This is a genomic window from Pseudomonas sp. URMO17WK12:I7, from assembly GCF_003269045.1.
Taxonomy (GTDB): domain Bacteria; phylum Pseudomonadota; class Gammaproteobacteria; order Pseudomonadales; family Pseudomonadaceae; genus Aquipseudomonas; species Aquipseudomonas putida_J.
In genome coordinates this window covers 96,518-114,975 of record NZ_QLTL01000004.1, presented here as the reverse complement: position 1 = coordinate 114,975, position 18,458 = coordinate 96,518, and the positions used below count along the sequence as shown (strand labels likewise).

16 protein-coding genes and 2 pseudogenes are annotated in these 18,458 nt (G+C 64.7%); 10 read left to right on the top strand and 8 right to left on the bottom strand.

The genetic code is table 11. The annotated features are described in order from the left end of the window. Positions 1–2 precede the first annotated feature (2 nt). Together H040_RS06440 and H040_RS06435 are read right to left on the bottom strand one after the other, a co-directional pair. Positions 3–1,010, bottom strand: coding sequence for a GlxA family transcriptional regulator (locus H040_RS06440; protein ID WP_027920414.1), 1,008 nt, complete (start codon positions 1,008–1,010; stop codon positions 3–5). A gap of 324 nt (positions 1,011–1,334) precedes the next feature. After that, complete coding sequence (locus H040_RS06435) at positions 1,335–2,234, bottom strand: LysR substrate-binding domain-containing protein (protein ID WP_027920413.1); 900 nt, start codon at positions 2,232–2,234, stop codon at positions 1,335–1,337. 117 nt (positions 2,235–2,351) lie between these two features. Between H040_RS06435 and H040_RS06430 the strand changes: the two genes are divergently transcribed. Beyond that, on the top strand, positions 2,352–3,674 hold the full coding sequence (locus tag H040_RS06430; protein WP_027920412.1) for a serine hydrolase domain-containing protein: 1,323 nt from the start codon (positions 2,352–2,354) through the stop codon (positions 3,672–3,674). A 66-nt stretch (positions 3,675–3,740) separates the two neighbouring features. Continuing rightward, positions 3,741–3,953, top strand: a complete 213-nt coding sequence (locus H040_RS06425; RefSeq protein ID WP_027920411.1) for a PLDc N-terminal domain-containing protein — start codon at positions 3,741–3,743, stop codon at positions 3,951–3,953. Positions 3,954–3,994: 41 nt separating this feature from the next. On the opposite strand, the gene H040_RS06420 is transcribed toward H040_RS06425, so the two are convergent. Then, entirely contained in the window at positions 3,995–4,321 is a 327-nt protein-coding gene (locus tag H040_RS06420) for a hypothetical protein (RefSeq protein ID WP_027920410.1), read from the bottom strand. 202 nt (positions 4,322–4,523) lie between these two features. On the opposite strand from H040_RS06420, the pseudogene H040_RS27650 reads away from it, so the two are divergent. From H040_RS27650 to H040_RS06405, 3 genes and pseudogenes are all read left to right on the top strand, one after another. Continuing rightward, positions 4,524–4,640 (top strand): annotated as a pseudogene (locus H040_RS27650) (RidA family protein); the annotation flags it as partial. 52 nt (positions 4,641–4,692) lie between these two features. Further along, positions 4,693–5,187 (top strand): GNAT family N-acetyltransferase, encoded by a 495-nt coding sequence (locus tag H040_RS06410; protein WP_027920409.1) that lies wholly within the window; start codon positions 4,693–4,695, stop codon positions 5,185–5,187. Positions 5,188–5,327: 140 nt separating this feature from the next. Then, entirely contained in the window at positions 5,328–7,418 is a 2,091-nt protein-coding gene (locus tag H040_RS06405; RefSeq protein WP_027920408.1) for a sensor domain-containing protein, read from the top strand. Between the two features lie 147 nt (positions 7,419–7,565). On the opposite strand, the gene H040_RS06400 is transcribed toward H040_RS06405, so the two are convergent. Continuing rightward, positions 7,566–8,390 carry an aldo/keto reductase gene (locus H040_RS06400; protein WP_027920407.1) on the bottom strand — a complete coding sequence of 275 codons (825 nt, stop codon included), beginning with the start codon at positions 8,388–8,390 and terminating at the stop codon, positions 7,566–7,568. Between the two features lie 225 nt (positions 8,391–8,615). Here H040_RS06400 and H040_RS06395 point away from each other — a divergent pair, with 225 nt between their 5' ends. Continuing rightward, on the top strand, positions 8,616–9,494 hold the full coding sequence (locus H040_RS06395) for a DMT family transporter (protein WP_027920406.1): 879 nt from the start codon (positions 8,616–8,618) through the stop codon (positions 9,492–9,494). 345 nt (positions 9,495–9,839) lie between these two features. Here the strand turns inward: H040_RS06395 and H040_RS06385 are convergent, their stop codons facing one another. The 3 genes and pseudogenes from H040_RS06385 to H040_RS06375 form a co-directional block, all read right to left on the bottom strand. Further along, positions 9,840–10,151, bottom strand: a complete 312-nt coding sequence (locus tag H040_RS06385) for a pyrroline-5-carboxylate reductase dimerization domain-containing protein (protein ID WP_371260269.1) — start codon at positions 10,149–10,151, stop codon at positions 9,840–9,842. 34 nt (positions 10,152–10,185) lie between these two features. Beyond that, positions 10,186–10,455, bottom strand: a pseudogene (locus tag H040_RS06380) (FAD-dependent oxidoreductase); the annotation flags it as partial. A gap of 154 nt (positions 10,456–10,609) precedes the next feature. Next, positions 10,610–11,149: a GNAT family N-acetyltransferase gene (locus tag H040_RS06375; RefSeq protein WP_027920405.1), complete on the bottom strand. Its 540-nt coding sequence runs from the start codon at positions 11,147–11,149 to the stop codon at positions 10,610–10,612. 108 nt (positions 11,150–11,257) lie between these two features. Between H040_RS06375 and H040_RS06370 the strand changes: the two genes are divergently transcribed. Further along, positions 11,258–11,881: a glutathione S-transferase family protein gene (locus H040_RS06370; protein WP_027920404.1), complete on the top strand. Its 624-nt coding sequence runs from the start codon at positions 11,258–11,260 to the stop codon at positions 11,879–11,881. A gap of 88 nt (positions 11,882–11,969) precedes the next feature. Here the strand turns inward: H040_RS06370 and H040_RS06365 are convergent, their stop codons facing one another. After that, complete coding sequence (locus H040_RS06365) at positions 11,970–14,057, bottom strand: TonB-dependent receptor family protein (protein WP_033696549.1); 2,088 nt, start codon at positions 14,055–14,057, stop codon at positions 11,970–11,972. A 499-nt stretch (positions 14,058–14,556) separates the two neighbouring features. Here H040_RS06365 and H040_RS06360 point away from each other — a divergent pair, with 499 nt between their 5' ends. The 3 genes from H040_RS06360 to H040_RS06350 are packed head-to-tail and all read left to right on the top strand — an operon-like array spanning position 14,557 to position 18,449. Continuing rightward, the gene (locus tag H040_RS06360) at positions 14,557–16,254 is read left to right on the top strand and encodes an ABC transporter substrate-binding protein (RefSeq protein ID WP_335740027.1); all 1,698 of its coding nucleotides are present in this window, start codon (positions 14,557–14,559) and stop codon (positions 16,252–16,254) included. After that, positions 16,251–17,183 (top strand): ABC transporter permease, encoded by a 933-nt coding sequence (locus H040_RS06355; RefSeq protein ID WP_027920401.1) that lies wholly within the window; start codon positions 16,251–16,253, stop codon positions 17,181–17,183. Before H040_RS06360 ends, H040_RS06355 begins: the two co-directional genes overlap by 4 nt. A gap of 21 nt (positions 17,184–17,204) precedes the next feature. Continuing rightward, positions 17,205–18,449, top strand: coding sequence for an acyl-CoA dehydrogenase family protein (locus tag H040_RS06350; protein ID WP_027920400.1), 1,245 nt, complete (start codon positions 17,205–17,207; stop codon positions 18,447–18,449). The last annotated feature ends 9 nt before the right edge of the window (positions 18,450–18,458 follow it).

Sequence of the window (18,458 nt, the reverse complement as noted above, 5' to 3'; positions counted from 1 at the left end):
TCTTACTCGCCCAGCCGTTGCTCGCGTGACGGCGGGTAGCCGAAGTAGGCGGCGTAGCACTTGCTGAAGTGCGACACCGAAACGAAGCCGCAAGCCACTGCCACTTCCATCACCGACAGGTCGGAATACTGCAGCAGGCGGCGGCTCTTGGTGATGCGCAGCTCCATGTAATAGCGCCGCGGTGAAGTACCGAGCTGGGCCTGGAACAACCGGTCGATCTGCCGGCGTGAACGGCCGCTGTAGGCGGCCAGTTGGTCGAGGCTGAGGGTTTCTTCGAGGTTGTTTTCCATCAGCTCGACAATGGTGCGCAAGTGCAGGCTCATGGACTTTTTCGCCCCAGGGCCGACCTGGCGGTAGCGCGCGCCAGAGAACGACAGGATTTCTTCCACGCCCTCGGCCAGGCCGTCGCCGTACAGGCGGCGCACCAGGCCGAGCATCAGCTCCATGGCGCCATTGGGGCTGGCGGCACTGAGGCGGTCGCGGTCGAGGGTGAAGCTGGCCGGGGTGATGCGGGTTTGCGGGCTGCGTTCGGACAGGCTGGCGCGCTGTTCGGGGTGGATGCTGCAGCCGTAGTCGTCGAGTACGCCGGCACGGCCGAGGAACCAGGCGCCGTTCCACAGCCCGCCCAGGGCCATGCCGTGGGCCGCGCAGTCGCCCAGCAAACGGTCGAGCTCGGGGTATTTCAGCGGCGTACGCAGGCCGCCGCAGACGATCAGCAGGTCGAGTTCCTTGAGTGCGTTGGCGGACAGCTCGCTGGCGACCAGTTCCAGGCCCAGGTCGCTCAGCACCCGATCACCCTTGAGTGACAGCGGGGTGAAGCGGAAGCTGTCGGCGCGCAGCAGGTTGGCGGTGACCAGCACGTCCAAGGCCACGGTGAAGCTGGCCATCGAAAAATGTTCGAGCAGGATGAAGTCGACGCGGTAGGGGGCCTCGGGGCTTGCGGCGCTGGCCTTGAGCCGCAGCATGTTGCTGGTGCTGGTCTTCTTGCTGAACTGGCGTGGGGTGGGCACTCTGGACTCCGCTTCCTGGCTGGCCAGCAGAGTGTGGCGGCAGCGTGCGGGAAAGACAATCGCCAGCGGGCACGTGTCGTATTGCAGGTCGTGTTGAGGCAAGTGGGCCATGCCAGCAAGCGAAGCCCTTGTTGGAGCGGCCTTGTGTCGCGAAAGGGCCGCAGCGCGGCCCCGGCGATCCCGGCGGTGTGGCTGAGATTGGGGCCGCTTTGCGGCCCTTTGGCGACACAAGGCCGCTCCAACAAAGGGTGGCGTCTGCTGCAAGCTTTGCTCAGGCTGGGCAGTTGGCGAACGCCTTGCCCTGTTCCCGCACGAACGCCGGCTTCAGCACGCGGCGTTCGGGAAGCTGCCGCGCAGGTTCTCCCGCAGCCAGGCCATGAACCACAGCGCATCCTCACCGGGCGTGGGTGTCGGGCTCAGCACCTGGTAACTTTCCAGTGCCACCCCTTGGGCCACGCAGCGTACCAGGCTGCCGTCGGCCAGCTCTTGTGCCACCAGCACTTCGGTGGCCAAGGCAATGCCGTGCCCCGCCTTGGCCAGGTTCAGCACAATGTCGTTGCTCACATGGGAGGTGTCGGCCTTGACGCATTGCCGTATGCCTTGGGCGGCGAACCAGCTGCTCCACCAGCTGCCACTGTCGACATGGATCAGTTTGCACCTGGGCAGGTCGGCCACCGCCAGCGCCAAGGGCAGCGTCGCCCTGAAAGCGGGTGAGCAGACGGCAAACACCTCCGGGCGGATCAGCACTTCGTGCACCCCCGACAATTCCCCTGGCAAGCCATAGGCGATGGCCAGGTCCGCCTGGCGGGCATCGACGCTGGTGAAGGTGGCGTTGGGTTCGATGGCGATCTTCAGCTCCGGGCGCAGGGCCTTGAGCGCTTCGATACGCGGGGTCAGCCAGCGCGAGGCGAAGGCCGGCACGCACAGGATCCGCAGCCAGCGCTCGGTTACCCGGCGGCCCACCACCTGGCCGGCATGGGCCAGCATCTTCAAGGCCTCCGAGACGGATTGGTAGTAATAGGCGCCTTCCGGGGTCAGGCTCACGCCCCGCGGCGAGCGGTCGAGCAGGCGCACGCCCAGCCAGTCTTCGAGAATCTTCACATGCCGGCCGATGGCGGGCTGGGTCACATGCAATGCCTGGGCGGCGGCGACGTAGCTGCCCAGGCGCGCAGCGGCCTCAAAGGCGCGCACGGCGTTCAGGGGAGGGAGCCGGTCGAGGGGCATGGGCAACCTGACTTGTTAGTTTTTTTAATAGTGACTGCAAATTTATTGTGCTTTTCCGTCCCTGGCAACTTGTCCAGACTCGCTGGGCGTACTTCCACACCTTGCGAGGAGCGGCCCATGCCGGCATTTCCAACAATAAGAACATCCCTGACTGCCTTGGCCGTCGTAGCAGCCATGAGTGGCGTGGCCCATGCTGCAGAAGACAAGGGGCCCTGCGGCGTGCCGGGGTTGAAAACCTGCCCGCACCCCTTCGACAAGACATTGCCTGCGGCCAAGGACATGCTCAACTGGGACCAGGCCACCCGGGTGGTCGGCTTCCGTAATACCTACCGCCTGTATGGCGGCGATGTGTTCAGCACCCAGGGCGCCAAGCCGTTCCCGCTGCCCGAAGCGGCCCACAAGCTGGACGCGGTGCGCTACACCCTGGACGGCAAGCCACAAGGCATCGCCGACTATGAGCGCAACCAGAGCGTTACCGGCCTGCTGATCGTCAAGGACGGCAAGATCGCCTACGAGCACTACGCACAGGGCAATACCCCGCAGACCCTGTGGACCTCTCGCTCGGTGGCCAAATCGGTGGTCAGTGTGCTGGTCGGGGTAGCCATCAAGCAGGGCAAGATCCACTCGGTGGACGACAAGATCACCCGCTACATCCCCGAGCTCGAAGGCACCGCCTGGCAGGACGTGACCCTGCATCAGTTGCTGCAGCACACCTCGGGCGTGGTCTGGGACGAAAACTACGCCTCGAAGGATTCCGACTTCTCCCACATGACGCAATGCGAAGCGACGCCAGACCCTTACACCTGCGTGTTCAACCTGGTGAAGTCGGTGAAGCGCAAGCCAGGCGTGAAACCCGGTGAAGTGTGGTCGTACAACACCGGCGGCGCCTGGCTGGTTGGCCGGGTTCTGGAAAATGCCACCGGCCAGACACTGGCCAAGAACCTCGAAGCGCAGGTCTGGAGCCGCTACGGCATGCAGCAGGACGGCGTCTGGCATGCATTGGTGCCGGGCAAGGTCGACATGGGCGGGCATGGTTTCAACGCCACGCTGCGGGACTGGGGCCGCTTCGGCCAGTTTGTGATGAGTGGCGGGCAGTTGCCCGGCGGCGAAAAACTGTTGCCGGATGACTGGATCGCCCGCTCCACCCACTGGACCCAGGCCAAGGGCTCGGTGACGGCGGCGGCCCCGAATGGGCAGTACGGTTACCAGTGGTGGTACAACGCACCGGCTGCCGATGCCAACCTTGAGCCGAAGAAGACCACGACCAGTGACCAGACCTTCTGGGCGCTGGGCATCTACGGCCAGACCATCGCGATCAACCCGGCCGAGAAGCTGGTGATGGTGCAGTGGTCGACCTGGAAGAACGCCGAAACGCCGAGTTCCCTCTATGACGAGCAGGCGGTTTTCGTCAACGCGGTGTCCCAGGCCTTGCGCCAATAGCAAATCGGAATGAACCCTCGCCGCCGGCAGTAACCCAACACCTTACATGCCAACGGGAGAGTGCTCATGGAAATCGGAACGATCTGGATCATTGTCGCGGCCTTGGTCATCCTGCTGGAGATCTTCGCCATCTGGCAAATCATCGGCAGCGATCGGCGCGCGGAACGCAAGATGCTGTGGGTCGTATTCGTGGTCTATGCACCGTTCCCTGGGTTGCTGTTCTGGGCCTGGCGTGGGCCGCGGGCGGTGAAGGGCAGGGCGGTGCTGCAGGAAAAATGACCGCACCGGTATCAGGCGCGCAGCGCCTGATACCGGTGGTTTCAGTCGGGGCTGATGCCGATCTTGATGGCCGGGTCGAGGCCGCTGACCATCAGGCTGCCGGCGAAGCCGACCGTGTCCTGCACCTCCAGCGCCTTGAACGCGTCACGGATGCGGGCACGGATCGACTTGCCGGCCTCCTTGCGTTTTTCTTCAGGGGTACCTGGGGCCAGGACCAGTTCACCGTGTAGCGTCGTTTCGACCTTGCCGGAGGTCTTCCAGCCCATTTCTTCACGCAGGTGAGTGCGCGCTGCTGCGGCATCAGCCTCGTGGTCACTGTTGATTGGGCTGATGGTATAGGCGAGTTGGAACGCGTAGGGCTTGCTCATGGCTTTTCCTTCAGTGAAGCGGCGCTGCGCCGCGGCTCTGGCCTCCGTGCCGGGAGCTTCAATCTAGCGAACTGCGGGGCGTAATCCTACATACGCGGTGTTGAGCTTCTTTAGCGCAATAAAGAAAAATCCTATACCTGCTTGACCTCTACCTCACTTGAGCCAACAGACTCGGACGCTCATTCACACGAAGGAGCGTTCCATGACCCACGCATTCCAGCTGTCCAATCCCCAAGGCTTGTACCACCCCAGCGCCAATGCCTATTCCCACGTTGCCGAGGTCAGCGCTGGTAGCCGCCTGCTGTTTATCGCGGGCCAGTGCAGGCAATGCAAAAGCCTTAGAATGGCCTTTTACCCGAGCCCCGCCTGCCATGTTGCCCATCGAACTGCTGCCCACCACCCCCAACCAGGCCGAACTGATCCGCAACCTCTATCAGTTCTACGCCTATGAGTCCTCCGACTGGGAGCAGGAAGACGTCGAGGTGGACGGCCGCTTCTACATCCACGAAGAGCATCTGCAACGCTACTGGCAGTCTCCAGGCTGGAGCGCCAGCCTGGTGCTGGCGGACGGTTACATCGCCGGCTTCGTGCTGGTCGAGCGCAGCGAATTGCCCGGCATCGAGGCGCTGGAGCTGGCTGACCTGTTCATCCTCAAGCGCTATCGGCGCCAAGGCATCGGCCGCGCCGTGGCCAACCAGTTCCTCGCCAGCCCAGGTGACTGGCTGCTGCGCTGCTATGCCCTGGACCCGATCGCCGTCGCGTTCTGCAAGGCTGTGGTGGCCGACCTGCACCGGCCGGTACAACAGATTTTCCCCGACGATGAGCCGGACCTGCTGACCTACCAGGTGACTTCGGTCCTCCACTGAGTGCTGGTTGATACAGCAAAATTCTGTGACCCACTTCACAAAGCTGACTCGCAAGGCATAATGCCAGCACTGCTTTACAAGACCCGTCCAGCTCTGGCTGGGGGTTCCTTTCGTGCACGTCGCAGGTTCAGGTAAATTTCATGTCGCTAGTCGCAAGCCCCGACATCATGTACCGGCTGTTGATCCAGAGCGTGGTGGACTATGCCATCTACCTGCTCACCCCCGACGGTATTGTCGCCAACTGGAACCCCGGCGCCCAGCGGGCCAAAGGCTATCGCGCCGAGGAAATCGTCGGCCAGCACTACTCGCTGTTCTACAGCGAAACCGAGCGTGCCGCCGGGTTGCCCGAACAAAACCTGGAGCAGGCCCGCAGCACCGGCCGTTTCGAAGAGATCGGTGCCCGCCTGCGCAAGGACGGCACGGCCTTCCACGCCCATGTGGTGATCGAGGCGGTTCGTGACGACCACGGCCAGCTGGTTGGCTTCGCCAAGGTCACCCGCGACATTTCCGAGCGCCGCCAGCAGGAGCTTGAGCTTTTGCAGGCCAAGGAACTGGCCGAGCAGTACAGCCAGGAAATGGCCAACCTGTCGCAGTTCCTCGACTCGGTGATCGCCAACATCCCCGCCAGCGTCATCGTTCAGGACCTGGAAAGCCAGCGTATTCTGCTCGCCAACCAGCAGGCCGAGCGCCTGTTCGGTGGCCGTGGCAAGCCCATGATCGGCCACACGCCCGGGGAGTGCCTGGCACCTGCTGCGGCGCAATACCTGGAGACCCAGCTCGGCCGTGGCGCGCGCAGCAGCAAGGGTTTTTCCGCCGAAACCCGGGTCGATACCGCCTGTGGCCCGCGCACCTTGCGCAGCCGCGCATTGCTCAGCCAGCAGTGCGAGGGCCAGGCGGATTACGTGCTGTTCGTGGCCGAAGACGCCACCGAAGAACTGGCCGCCCATGCGCAGATCCACCACATGGCCCACCATGACGCGCTCACCGGGCTGCCCAACCGCACCTTGTTCCACGAGCGCCTCAAGCAGGCCCTGGTGCGCGGCCACGAAGGTGAAAAGCTCACTGCCGCGCTGTGCCTGGACCTGGACAATTTCAAGAACATCAACGACTCCCTCGGCCACGCCTTTGGCGACAAGCTGCTGCGCGCGCTCGGCAAGCGCCTGCGCCGCGAGCTGCGTGAGCACGACACCCTGGCCCGGCTGGGCGGTGATGAGTTCGCCGTGGTGCTGACCCACCTGGACAGCCGCGAAGCTGCCTGCAATACCGCCAAGCGCCTGATCGAAGCGATCTGCCCGCCGTTCCTGATCGAGGGCCACCAGTTTTCGGTGGGCGTAAGCATCGGCATCGCCATAGCGCCCGAAGACAACGACCAGGCCGAGCAACTGCTCGGTTACGCCGACATGGCCTTGTACGAGGCCAAGCGCAACGGCCGCAACCGCTATGAGTGCTTCCACCTCGAACTGGATGTCGCCGCCCGCCAGCGGCGCCTGGTGGAAACCGACCTGCGCACCGCCCTGCACCTGGGGCAATTGCACCTGCACTACCAGCCAGTGGTGGATCAGTTGACCAGCAGCGTGACCGGCTACGAAGCGTTGTTGCGCTGGGAGCACCCGACCCGGGGCATGGTCATGCCCATGGACTTCATCCCCATCGCCGAGGAAACCGGGCTGATCCACGAACTCGGCACCCGCGCGTTGAACCTGGCGTGCCAGGAGGCGGCCAGCTGGGGGACTGAGCAGACCGTATCGGTGAACCTGTCGCCGGTGCAGTTCAAGAATGCCAACCTGGTCCACACCGTGACCCTGGCCCTGGCCGATTCGGGGTTGGCGCCGCAGCGCCTGGAGCTGGAGATCACTGAGTCGGTGCTGCTGGGCAACAGCGAAGAGAACGTGCGCACCTTGCGCGCCCTGAAAGACCTGGGTGTGTCGATTTCGCTGGATGACTTTGGTACTGGCTACTCGTCGTTGGGGTACCTGCGTTCGTTCCCGTTCGACCGCATCAAGATCGACAAGTCGTTCGTGCATGACATGTGCGACAGCCGCGAAGCGATGTCGATCATCCGCGCGATTACCGAGCTGTCCAACAGCCTGATGATCAAGACCACGGCAGAAGGGGTGGAGTCGGAGGAGCAGATGCGGCGGCTGCGGGCGGAAGGGTGCTCGCACTTGCAGGGCTATCTGTATGGGCGGCCGGCACCGGCCAGTGAGCGGTTGAAGCAGGTCTCTGTGTAGTCGGCTCAGGGCCCTGGGGCTGCGTTGCAGCCCATTCGCGGCGGTTCGACGCCTCGATGAACCCGCTCCCACAGGGTCACCACAGCCTTCAAGGCTTGCGCAGTCCCTGTGGGAGCGGGTTTACCCGCATAGAGGCCATTGCAGGCCTCAGCTATTCCAGTCCGGCGCAAAGTCCGGGCTGACCACCCGCTGATCCTTCGGCAACCCGGCAATCAGTGCCCGGTCCGCCTCATTCAGCCGCACCTCCTGCGCCGCCAGGTTGGCCAGCTGGTTTTCCCGGCTGCTGGCCTTGGGAATCACCGCCACCCCATCCTGATCCAGCAGCCACTTCAACGCCACCTGGCTCGGCAGCACGCCATGCTTGTGCGCGATCTCGCGGATCACCGCCTGCTCGGCCGCACGGCCGCGGGCCAGCGGGGTGTAGGCGGTCAGCAGCAGGTCATGTTGGCGGGCGTAGTCGAGCAGCGGTTGCTGGCTGAGCAGCACGTGGTACTCGACCTGGATCGCCGACAGCGGCGCGCCGAGTTCCTCGATCACCCGGCGCAGCAGGCCGAGCGGGAAGTTGGCCACACCAATGCTGCGCGCCTTGCCCTCGTCGCGCAGGGCTACCAGGGTTTCGATGCTGCGGGCCAGGTCCCAGTCCTTGCCGGGCCAGTGGATGTGGAACAGGTCGACGTGCTCGGTGCCCAGCGCGCGCAGGCTGTCTTCCAGCGACTGGCGCATGGCCTTGGGCTCCAGCCGGTCCCACCAGACCTTGGTGGTCAGGTGGATCTGCTCGCGCGGCACGCTGCTGTCGCGCAGGGCCTGGCCGACGGCGGCCTCGTTGCCGTAGGCGGTGGCGGTGTCGATATGCCGGTAGCCCAGCTCCAGTGCCTGGTGCACAGCGTGGGTGCACGCGTCGCCTGTCATCGGCCAGGTGCCCAGGCCGATGCAGGGCAGGTCGAGGCCGTTGCGGGTGGTGAGCCGTTGCATGAAAACTCCTTGTTCAAGGTCGAGGGTCCATCGCCGATGGTGCGCGTATTACCCGGCACGGGCCATGCGGGTGAAGTGGAAAGTGGTCGATAAGCGAACGGAATGGCAAACGTCCCACGCAAAGCGTGGAAATGAACTTCCTTAAGTTGTCGTATCTCTTCTAGAATCCGTGCTGTCACACCTTCCCCTGGCGCAGCATGAAGCCGCGCCGCCGTCGAGAACGCCATGAGTTCCAGCACACCGCTGTCCGGAGTCAACCAACCCCTGCGCGGCATCGCCCTGGTGGTGGTGGCGACGCTGCTGTTCGCCAGCCACGATGCCTTGTCCAAGTTCCTCGGTGGGCTGTACCCGATCGTCATGGTGGTGTGGGCTCGTTATGTGGTGCACACGTTGCTGATGGCTGGCATTTTTCTGCCCAAGGCCGGCCTGAATGTGCTGCGTACGCGGCGCCCGGTGTTGCAGACCTTGCGCGCGCTGAGCCTGCTGAGCACCAGCCTGCTGTTCACCACCGGCCTGCAATACCTGCCGCTGGCCGAAGCGACCTCGGTCAACTTCCTTGCGCCGGTACTGGTGACCGCGTTGTCGGCGCCCTTGCTCAAGGAGCGGGTGACAGCAGGGCAGTGGGTGGCGGTGGTGCTGGGGTTCATCGGTGTGCTCGTGGTGGTGCACCCCGGTGGCGCGATGTTCACGCCGGCCATCCTGTACCCGTTCGGTTCGGCGCTGGGCTTCTGCTTTTACCAGCTGCTCACGCGCATCCTGGCGGCTTACGACAGCCCGACTACCAGCAATTTCTACGCCGGGTTGTGCAACACCTTGGTGATGAGTGCGCTGGTGCCGTTCTTCTGGGAAGTGCCGCGCTGGGACCACGGGTTGCTGATGCTGGCCCTGGGCGGTTTCGGCATGAGTGCGCACCTGCTGCTGACCCAGGCGTTTCGCCATGCAGCACCTGCGTTGCTGGCACCGTTCAGTTACTGTCAGATCGTGTTTGCCGGGTTGCTGGGGTTGCTGATCTATCGCCAGGTGCCCGACAGCGCGAGCCTGCTGGGCATCGCCATCATCTGCCTGAGTGGTCTGGGCGCGGCCTGGATGCAGCGCAAGAAGTGAAGGGCATCTGCTGGGTTTGAAAGTGCCGGGGGCGCGTTGCGCCCCGTTCCGACCGGTCCGGCGCCCCGGCAAGGCCTGCGTCGGCGTTTGCCGTGGGGGCTCGACCCTCACCTGAGGCGCGAGCGGCTGGAGCAGTTGTCGCACCGTGCGGCGGCGATGGATTGGTCTGAGACGCGGCGGCAGGAGGAGCTGAAGCACTTTGAAGAGGACACTGCGCGGGTGTATCGCCAGCGCTAGAGATGCATCAAGGCTGCAGGCCTCATCGCGGATAAATCCGCTCCTACAGGGATCGCATAACCCTTGTAGGAGCGGATTTATCCGCGATAGGGCCAGAACAGCTAAACGCTATCGCCCTGGTAACCCCGAACGGGTCAGCAAGGCATCCAGCACCACCTCGCAAGCCGCCCCCCAGCTGGCACTCGCCGGCTGATGCATCAGCACTGCCAAGCCATCGGCAGTAAAGGTCCCGGGCGTGGCGATCGCCTGCCCCAGGGCCTTCAAGGTGGACGCCGGCTGGTGCTGCGCGCAGGTCACGCAGTCCTGCATGTTGCCCAGTACCAAAGCACGCGCCTCAGCCGTCGGCAGGCCCTTGTCGGTCAGCCACTGCTGCAGGTCATGCAACAGGAAGTAGAACCAGCCATTCATGCACGCTGCCACCGTGGCCAGCTCGAATGCCGGCTCATCCTGCACCACCACCAGGTTGGGGCAGGCCGATGGCAAAGCCGGAGTTGCGCCCCGAGGCGCCGAAGCCGACTTCCTGCGCCTCGACCAGGATGATTTCGTCGTCAGGGTGGTGAAGCGCCAGTTGCCGCGCCGCGGCAAGGCCGGTGAAGCCCGCGCCGAGCACCACCCAGCGCGCCTCGCTCCGCCCCCGGTGCGCGGCTCGTGGCTGGCGCTTTGGGCTGAGGTGGAACCAGCCGCAACCCTAGTCGTCCGCGGGGGTAGAGGTGTTTCTGTACATGGGGGGTATTCGTGTTGTTTTCTCCACTCTCGCACCAGGGTAGGCGAAGGGCATATAACGCGAGGGACGGGAGTTGGGATGTTTTGGCTCATGGCCTCATCGCCAGCAAGCCAGCTCCCACACGCACTGCACGGTCTTCGGAACCTGTGGCGGGTTACGCACTGCCCATGCGCCCGGCCGCTGGGCGGCGATAGAGCGGCCGTGGGGTACTGGGGTCGAGCTCGGTCAGCTTGCTGCCTGCCGGTACGAACCCGGCACGCTCGGCCAGGCGCTGGCTGGCGTGGTTGTCGATGTCGGTGGTCAGCCACACCGGGGCATCCACGGCGTCCAGCAGGCAGGTCAGCGCTTCGCGCATCAGGCCCTGGCCACTGCTGGCACGGTTCGCCCAATAGCCCACTTCATACTCGTCATTGCCGGGGCGCAGGCCGATGCAGCCGATCACGTCGCCGCTGCCTGCGGCCAGCACGAAATAGCGCTTTTCCTTGGCCGGGTCGAGGAACTCCTCGGCGCTCAGTTGCAGGCTGTCGCGCACTTCACTCAAGGTCCAATCAGGCTTGGCCCAGGCCAGGAAGGGTTGATGCAGGGGGTAGCTGTCGATCAGCGCCTGTTGCAGCTGCTGGGCGAAGGCCGGGGTGGGGCGGACCAGCAAGGTGCGTGGAGTGGACAACGTACGGGGCAGCGTGGGGTAGGGCATGGTGGCCTTCCTGGCGAGTTGATCGGCGCATGTAAGCATACTTTTGTGTAGTCTGTGTTGACCCCGCGTGGTCCAGCCGATCATTCAATGGAAACTGAAGGTCACCTTATGTCCGATTACAAGCTGCATTGCTTCGCCGAATCCGGCAACGCCTACAAGGCTGCGCTGATGCTTGAACTCACCGGCCAGGACTGGCAACCGGTGTTCGTCGATTTCTTCAACGGCCAGACCCGCGAGCCGCAATGGCGCGACGAGGTCAACGAGCAAGGCGAAGTGCCTGTGCTTGAGCACGCCGGGCAGCGGCTGACCCAGTCGGCGCTGATTCTCGAATACCTGGCCGAGCGCACCGGCCAGTTTGGCCCGGGTGACGACAACGAGAAACGCGAGATCTGGCGCTGGATGCTGTTCGACAACCACAAGTTCACCAGCTACTACGCTGCGCTGCGTTTCCTGTTGTGCCTGAAGAAGACTGGCGAGACCGAGGTGACGGGCTTCCTGCGTGAACGCGCCACGGCGGCGTACCGGGTTGTCGATGCGCACCTGGCGAAGACGCCGTTCATGGTGGGTGACCGGCTGACCATTGCCGACCTGTCGCTGGCGGGGTATGTGTTCATGCCGGAGGATACCGGGATCGTGTTGACCGAGTTCAGCCATATCGAGGCTTGGAAACAGCGAATTCAGGCAATGCCGGGGTGGAAGCACCCCTATGAGCTGATGCCGCGGACGGCGTAAGCCTGTACTGGCCTCTTCGCGGATAAATCCGCTCCTACAAGGCCGGTGTAGGAGCGGATTTATCCGCGATAGGCTGTCACAGGAAAAATCAGTAACGAACCTCAACCCCCACATAAGCCCCGATCCCATCCCCCGGCCAGAACGACGCGGTATCCAGCCCCCGCGCGTTGTACACCGGCGTCACAGCCGTCACGTACGCCTTGTTCGCCAGGTTCTTCAGGTCCAGCGACACCTTCCAGTTGCCCTTCGGCGCCTCATACCCCAGGTTCGCCCCCCAGATCGTGTACGACGGCGCATACAGGCTGTTGGCATAGTCCACCGCCGTGCGCGACGCTGATTGAACATTCACCCCGGTGTACCAGCCGCTGTGGTCCTGGTACTGCAACTCGCCCTGGTAGATATGCTTGGGCACACCCGGCAGTTGGTTGTCGCCGAAGGTGTCGTCATGCCGGTAGTAGAAATCGTTGTAGGTGTACGACTGGCGCCAGCGCACCAGGTCGCCCTGGGGGTTGTCCCACAGGCGCGTGTTGAGCCCGGCCTCGACACCCTGGTGGATGGTCGGCGAGGCATTGAACGCGCCGGTAACGGCCGCCGCGGTAGAGGTGGCGGGGATGAGCTGCACGTTCAGCAGCTCGTCGTGGATCCACGAACGGTACAGCGCCAGGCTGCCGTCGAAGATGCCGTGCGAACCCTTGATGCCGACCTCGAAGGTGTTGGCCTTCTGTTCCACCAGCGGGCGGATGTAGGGCAGGGTCGGGCCGGAGCCGGAGTACTCCCATGAAGCGGGTGGGTCGATGCTGCGGCTGAAGTTGGTGAACACCTGCAGGTCGGGGCTGAACTCGTAGCGCAAGCCGATACGCGGGGCGACGCTCCAGTTGTCGTAGTCGACGTGCTGCGGGAAGGGGGTGGTGTTGGGGTTCACCGCGTAGTCGATATTGACCTTGCGCCGTACGTTGATGAATGACACGCCACTGGTGAGCCACAGGTTGTCGACCAGGTTGATGTCGTTGCCCAGGGCGATTACCCGGTCGAACGAGTCCTTGTAGTTGACCTGCTTGAGCGACGTTTTGTTGCCGTTGGCCGAATCCACCCCACCGCGCAGGTGCTGGGTCGAAGTGAAGGCGATGTTGCTGCGGCTCTCGTGGCCGAACAGGTAGTCGACGCGGTCATAGCCCAGCAGCAGGCCGAGGTCGTGCCAGTCCCAGTAGCTGGGGTTGCTCGGGCTGCGCGGGCTGTTGGTGTGGCGGTAGTCGTGGTACGACAGGCCGAAGGTCAGGCGTGCATCGTCGTCGAAGGTGTAGGTGGTCTTGCTGCCCACCCAGATGCTGCCCGGGCGGCGCGCACCGGCGCCACTGCTTTCGGCGGTAGCGCTGGCCCGGCGCGGGTGGTGCAGGGCGTTGTCGAGGGTGGTGGCGCTGGGGTCGTTGTGGGTTTCGTCGCGGTAGCGCAGCAGCAGGCGGGTTTCCAGCTTCGGGCTGAAGCGGTAGCCGGCGTTGGCGACGATGCCGGAGCTTTTCGACAGGCTGTAGTCGCGGTAACCGTCGTTGCGGTAGTTGTCGGCCTGCAGGTAGTAGTCCAGGTCGCCTTCGACGCCGCCGTAGCTGATGCTCTGCTTCTGGTAGTGGTAGCTGCCGGCCTCGGCGCGCACGCGCAGGCCGGGGGCGCTGTAGCCGCTGTGGTTGACGAAGTTGACCGCGCCACCGAGGGTCAGCGCGCCGTACTGGAAGGCATTGGCGCCGCGCAGGATCTCGGTGTAGTTGACGCCGCTGGCGTTGAGGAATTCATACGGAGTGCCGCCGGGGCCGGTCAGCGGCAGGCCGTCGAAGAGGAACTTGATGCCTTCGCGAAAGTAGCCGGGCGAGGTGTTGGCACCAGAGCCACGGATCGAGATTTTAGCCGCGTCGTTACCGCCGGTGGACTGTACGAACACGCCGGGCTGGTAGGCGAGGGTATCCTGCAGGGTGGCAGTACGGCCTTTGGCGACCTCTTCGCTGTCGACCACGCTGGTGCCGCCAGGCACTTCGGCGAGGGCGCTGGCGGCCTGTTGCACTTCAGTCTGCTTGGCGGCCTGCACGGTCACCGTGCCCAGGGTCGGGTCAGCGGCCAGTACCGTGGCCGGGGCCAGCAGGGCCGTGGCCACGGCCAGGCGCAGTGGAGGGAGTTGAATCGCACGCATCATTGTATTCCTTGAAAGTCATCGTAGGTCCTCGGCGTTCTATGGGAATAGTCAGGCCTGTCAAAACAGGTGAGAGCAGTTTCTGTGCCAGCTGGCAAAAGGCCGGAAAGTTGGGCGTTTGTCGGGTTGTGAAGTGTGTGGTGGTGAACGAAACAGTAAGTTTTGTTGTGCCTGTGTTGTGTTTCGAACAGCGCTGGTTATATACAAATATCCAAATTAATCGGAGAGCCGTGTGGGAGTGGGTTTACCCGCGAATGCGGCAGTAAGCCCACCGCCGTATTCGCGGGTAAACCCGCTCCCACAGAGCTTGAGCCGCCTGGCTGTTGGTATTCCAACAGCGAGCGGGCAGTTTGTTTGCCTGGCAAATTTGGTTATTTACCAATCCCCAGTAAATACGCACGTAAAAGGCTGGCACGACAACTGCAACAACACTTTATGTAGCCGTCTATATAAAGGGCCTGCTGTGCAGCCAAATGTCCGATTATTAAAGTCATGCCTGTTGGCCAGTGCGCTGTTAGTTGCCGCCTGTTCACCCGCCACGCCACCACCCACCCAGGGCACCCTGAAGGGCGAAGCGGTCAGCGAAGTGAATGGCGTGATGCGCTACCCGGCCAGCGACTTCGTCGAGCAGCAGGCCGGCCAGCGCGGCGGCACCTTGCGCGTGTCGGCTGCGGCTGACGCCGGCAGCTTCGATATCCATGCGTTGTCCAACGGCAACATGCAGTGGATGGGCCGCATTCTCTTCGACTGCCTGGTCTACCAGGCCGAGGATGGCACCCTGACGCCTTGGCTGGCCAAAAGCTGGGCGATCAGCGCTGACGGCCTGACCTACACCTTCCACCTGCGTGACGACGTCACCTTCAGCGACGGCGAGCGCTTCGACGCCGAAGCGGTCCGGGTCAACCTCGAACACATGCGCGACCCGAAGACCAAGTCGCCGCTGGCCGCTGCCTACATCGCACCCTACCTGCGCGGCAGGGTGGTCGATGCTTTCACCTTCGAGGCCACCTTGAGCGCGCCCTACGCGCCGTTTCTCGATGTACTCTCGCAAGCCTGGCTGGGGATGATCTCGCCGCGGCAGATCAAAGAGGCGCCCGCGACCATCGCCAACCAGCCGATCGGTACCGGGCCATTCGTGTTGACCGGCTGGGTGCGTGACCAGCGCGCCAGTTTCACCCGCCGCCCGGGCTACAACTGGGCGCCAGCGGCGATCAACCATCAAGGCGAGGCCTACCTCGACGGCATCGAGCTGAGCTACGTGCCCGAAGCGATGATCCGCTATACCTCGCTGGAAGCCGGCGACAACGACATGGCCCTGGACGCCCCGGCACAGAACGCAACGGCGATCCGCGCCAACCCGCAGCTGACCTTGCGCAACCGCATCCGCAAAGGCAACCCGGCGCGCAGCATCACCTTCAATGTCGAGCGCGTGCCGTTCGATGACGTGCGGGTGCGCCAGGCGGTGGCCAAGGCCATCGACCGCGACGGCCTGGCGTGGATCTCCGGTTTCGGCGAGTACCTGGCCAAGGGCGACTTTCTTGCCGTGAACACCCCCGGCTACGACCCGGTGGCGCGCGATGCGCTGGCCTTCGACCCCGCCGCAGCGGCGCGCCTGTTCGATGCCGCCGGCTGGAGCGGGCGTGATGCCGAAGGCTATCGCACGCGCAACGGCCAGCGCCTCGGGGCGACCTTGCTGACCTACGACAACCCGGCGTTCCCGGCCAATGTCTCGGTGGCGGCCCAGGCGGACCTGCGCAAGGTCGGCTTCGACCTGCGCATCGAGCTGCTGCCGATCAGCAAGGTCATGGAGCTGCGCTACCTCGGCAACTTCGATGCCCTGGGCGGCGGCTACTGGCACACCAACACCGCCGACGGCCTGTACATCCTTTATCACAGCCAGTCGATCCCCAGCGCGAGGATGATCGGCCAGAACGTTGGCCACTTCCGTGACGTCAGCCTCGACCAGTTGCTCGGCGAAGCCCGCCGCAGCACTGACCCCGCACAACGCCGCACGCTGTATCGCCAGGCCCAGCAACGCCTGGGTGAGACCGTGCCGGCGGTGCCCTCGGTGGAAAGCCAGATGCTGCTGGCCTACCGCAATGTGCTTGGCGGCGTGCTGTTCGACGGCTCGCACAACGTTCCGCTGTTCACCAGCGTGTGGCTGGACGCTCGAGCCCAGCAAAAGGAGCAACCATGAACCTGCTACTGACCTTGTTGCGTCGCCTGCGCGACGGCGTGATCGTGTTGTGGGCGGCGGCGAGTCTGACCTTCCTCGGCATGCAGCACAGCGGTGGCGACACCGCCCTGGCCATTCTCGGTGGCCCGGACGCCATGCCGAGCGCAGCGATGCTGGCCCAGGTGCGCGCCGAATATGGCCTCGATCAGCCGCTGTGGGTGCAGTACGGCCATTACCTGCTGCGCCTGGCCCAAGGTGAGCTGGGCGAGTCGTACCGGCTGCGCATTCCGGTTGGCCAGGCGATTGCCGAGCAGGCCGGCGCGACGCTGGCCCTGGCCAGCAGTGCGGCCGTGTTGGCGGTGCTGCTGGCGCTGGCCTCGGCGCTGCTCACCGCCAACCGTGGGCGACGCCTGCGGGCGCTGGTATCGGGCATCGAACTGGTGCTGTCCTCGGCGCCCAACTTCGTGATCGGCACGGTGCTGCTGCTGGCTTTCGCCTTCTACTTTCATGTTTTGCCGCCGTCCGGTTCGAGCGGCTGGCGCTCGCTGCTGCTGCCCAGCCTGGCCCTGGCGCTGCCGATCGCGGCGGTTCTGGCCCAGGTGCTGCGCCAGTCGCTGGAGCAGGTGCTGGAGCAACCCTTCATTACCCAGGCCCGCGCCCGCGGCATGGGCGATACCGCGGTGCGCCTGCGCCATGCCTTGCGCCACGCCCTGGTGCCACTGGTGACCCTGGCCGGCTACGTGTTCGCCAGCCTGCTCGGCGGGGCCGTGGTGCTGGAACTGCTGTTTGGCCGGCAAGGCATCGGCCGCCTGATGTTCGACGCCACCGCCACCAAGGATGTGCCGCTGGTGCTCGGTGTGACCCTGCTGGCAGCGGCTATCTACGTGCTGGTCAACCTGCTGGTGGACCTGGCGACCCACGCCATCGACCCGCGCACCGCGCGCCCCTGAATTCACGAGAAAGGAACCGTCATGAGTCAAACCCCGATTACCGATGCCGAACTGGATGAGCGCTTTGCGCCGTTGTACGCGCGCATCGCCGAAGGCGCGGTAGCCCGCGAGCAGCAGCGTACCTTGGCCCATGAACCGGTGGCCTGGCTGCGCGAAGCCGGCCTTGGCGCCCTGCGTGTGCCGCGCAGCCATGGCGGCCTTGGCGTGACCTTGGCGCAGCTGCTGCGCCAACTGGTGCGCCTGGGCCAGGCCGATTCCAACCTGCCGCAGATTTTTCGCGCCCACTTCGGCTTTGTCGAAGGGCGCCTGTCGTCCAATGATGCTGCGTCCCAGGACTACTGGTTCGCCCGCGTGGTCGCCGGTGAGCTGTGGGGCGCGGCCATGGCCGAGCGCACCGACAGCACCGGCAATACCGTGCAGCTCATTGAGGGCGAGGGCGGTTACCGACTGGAGGGTGAGAAGTACTATTGCACTGGCACCCTCTACGCCGACTGGGTCGCGGCCGTGGCCAACCACGGCGACGACTTCGTCAGCCTGGCGGTGCCGACCCGTGCGCAGGGCGTGGAGCGGGTCGATGACTGGGACGGCTTCGGCCAGCGCCTGACCGGCAGCGGTACCACGCGCTTCACCCAGGTGAAGGTGCAACCGCAGCATCTGCTGCGGCGTTTCGCCAAGGGCGAATTGCGCGCCGAATCGTACCTCACGGCGTTCTACCAGGCGGTGCACCTGGCAACGCTGGCGGGCATCAGCCGTGCGGTGCTGGCCGATGCCGTGGCCTTCGTCCAGGGCCGCACCCGCGCCTTTGGTGTGCCGGGGCAGTCACAGCCGGCCGCCGACCCGCTGGTGCAGGCGGTGATCGGCCGGCTGTCGAGCCTGGCGTTCGCCGCCGAGGCCCAGGTGACTGCCGTGGGCCAGAGCCTGCAAGCGGTGTTTGAAGCGGGGCAGCAAGGCGAGGTGCCTGAGCAGCTTTACACCGAGGCCGAAATCCAGGCGTTCCAGGCTCAGCAGATCGTCCTGCCGCAGGTGCTGCAAGCGTGCACCTTGCTGTTCGAGGTCGGCGGCGCCTCGGCCACCAGCAATGCCCGTCGCCTCGACCGCCACTGGCGCAACGCGCGCACCCTGGCCTCGCACAACCCGGCGATCTACCGCGAGCAGGCGCTGGGCGACTACTACCTCAACGGCATCAGCCCGGCCCAGGCCTGGCGCGCCCGCCATGCTGCCGCCAGCCAAGGGCAAGGCAGCGGCGACGAAGCCAGCGCGGTCTGAACAGGAGAA

What these genes read in the sequence shown, in the direction of transcription:
- H040_RS06435 (WP_027920413.1), bottom strand. Translation starts at nt 2,234, where the DNA reads ATGCCCCTCGACCGGCTCCCTCCCCTGAACGCCGTGCGCGCCTTTGAG.
- H040_RS06430 (WP_027920412.1), top strand. Translation starts at nt 2,352, where the DNA reads ATGCCGGCATTTCCAACAATAAGAACATCCCTGACTGCCTTGGCCGTC.
- H040_RS06425 (WP_027920411.1), top strand. Translation starts at nt 3,741, where the DNA reads ATGGAAATCGGAACGATCTGGATCATTGTCGCGGCCTTGGTCATCCTG.
- H040_RS06420 (WP_027920410.1), bottom strand. Translation starts at nt 4,321, where the DNA reads ATGAGCAAGCCCTACGCGTTCCAACTCGCCTATACCATCAGCCCAATC.
- H040_RS06410 (WP_027920409.1), top strand. Translation starts at nt 4,693, where the DNA reads ATGTTGCCCATCGAACTGCTGCCCACCACCCCCAACCAGGCCGAACTG.
- H040_RS06405 (WP_027920408.1), top strand. Translation starts at nt 5,328, where the DNA reads ATGTCGCTAGTCGCAAGCCCCGACATCATGTACCGGCTGTTGATCCAG.
- H040_RS06400 (WP_027920407.1), bottom strand. Translation starts at nt 8,390, where the DNA reads ATGCAACGGCTCACCACCCGCAACGGCCTCGACCTGCCCTGCATCGGC.
- H040_RS06395 (WP_027920406.1), top strand. Translation starts at nt 8,616, where the DNA reads ATGAGTTCCAGCACACCGCTGTCCGGAGTCAACCAACCCCTGCGCGGC.
- H040_RS06375 (WP_027920405.1), bottom strand. Translation starts at nt 11,149, where the DNA reads ATGCCCTACCCCACGCTGCCCCGTACGTTGTCCACTCCACGCACCTTG.
- H040_RS06370 (WP_027920404.1), top strand. Translation starts at nt 11,258, where the DNA reads ATGTCCGATTACAAGCTGCATTGCTTCGCCGAATCCGGCAACGCCTAC.
- H040_RS06365 (WP_033696549.1), bottom strand. Translation starts at nt 14,057, where the DNA reads ATGCGTGCGATTCAACTCCCTCCACTGCGCCTGGCCGTGGCCACGGCC.
- H040_RS06355 (WP_027920401.1), top strand. Translation starts at nt 16,251, where the DNA reads ATGAACCTGCTACTGACCTTGTTGCGTCGCCTGCGCGACGGCGTGATC.
- H040_RS06350 (WP_027920400.1), top strand. Translation starts at nt 17,205, where the DNA reads ATGAGTCAAACCCCGATTACCGATGCCGAACTGGATGAGCGCTTTGCG.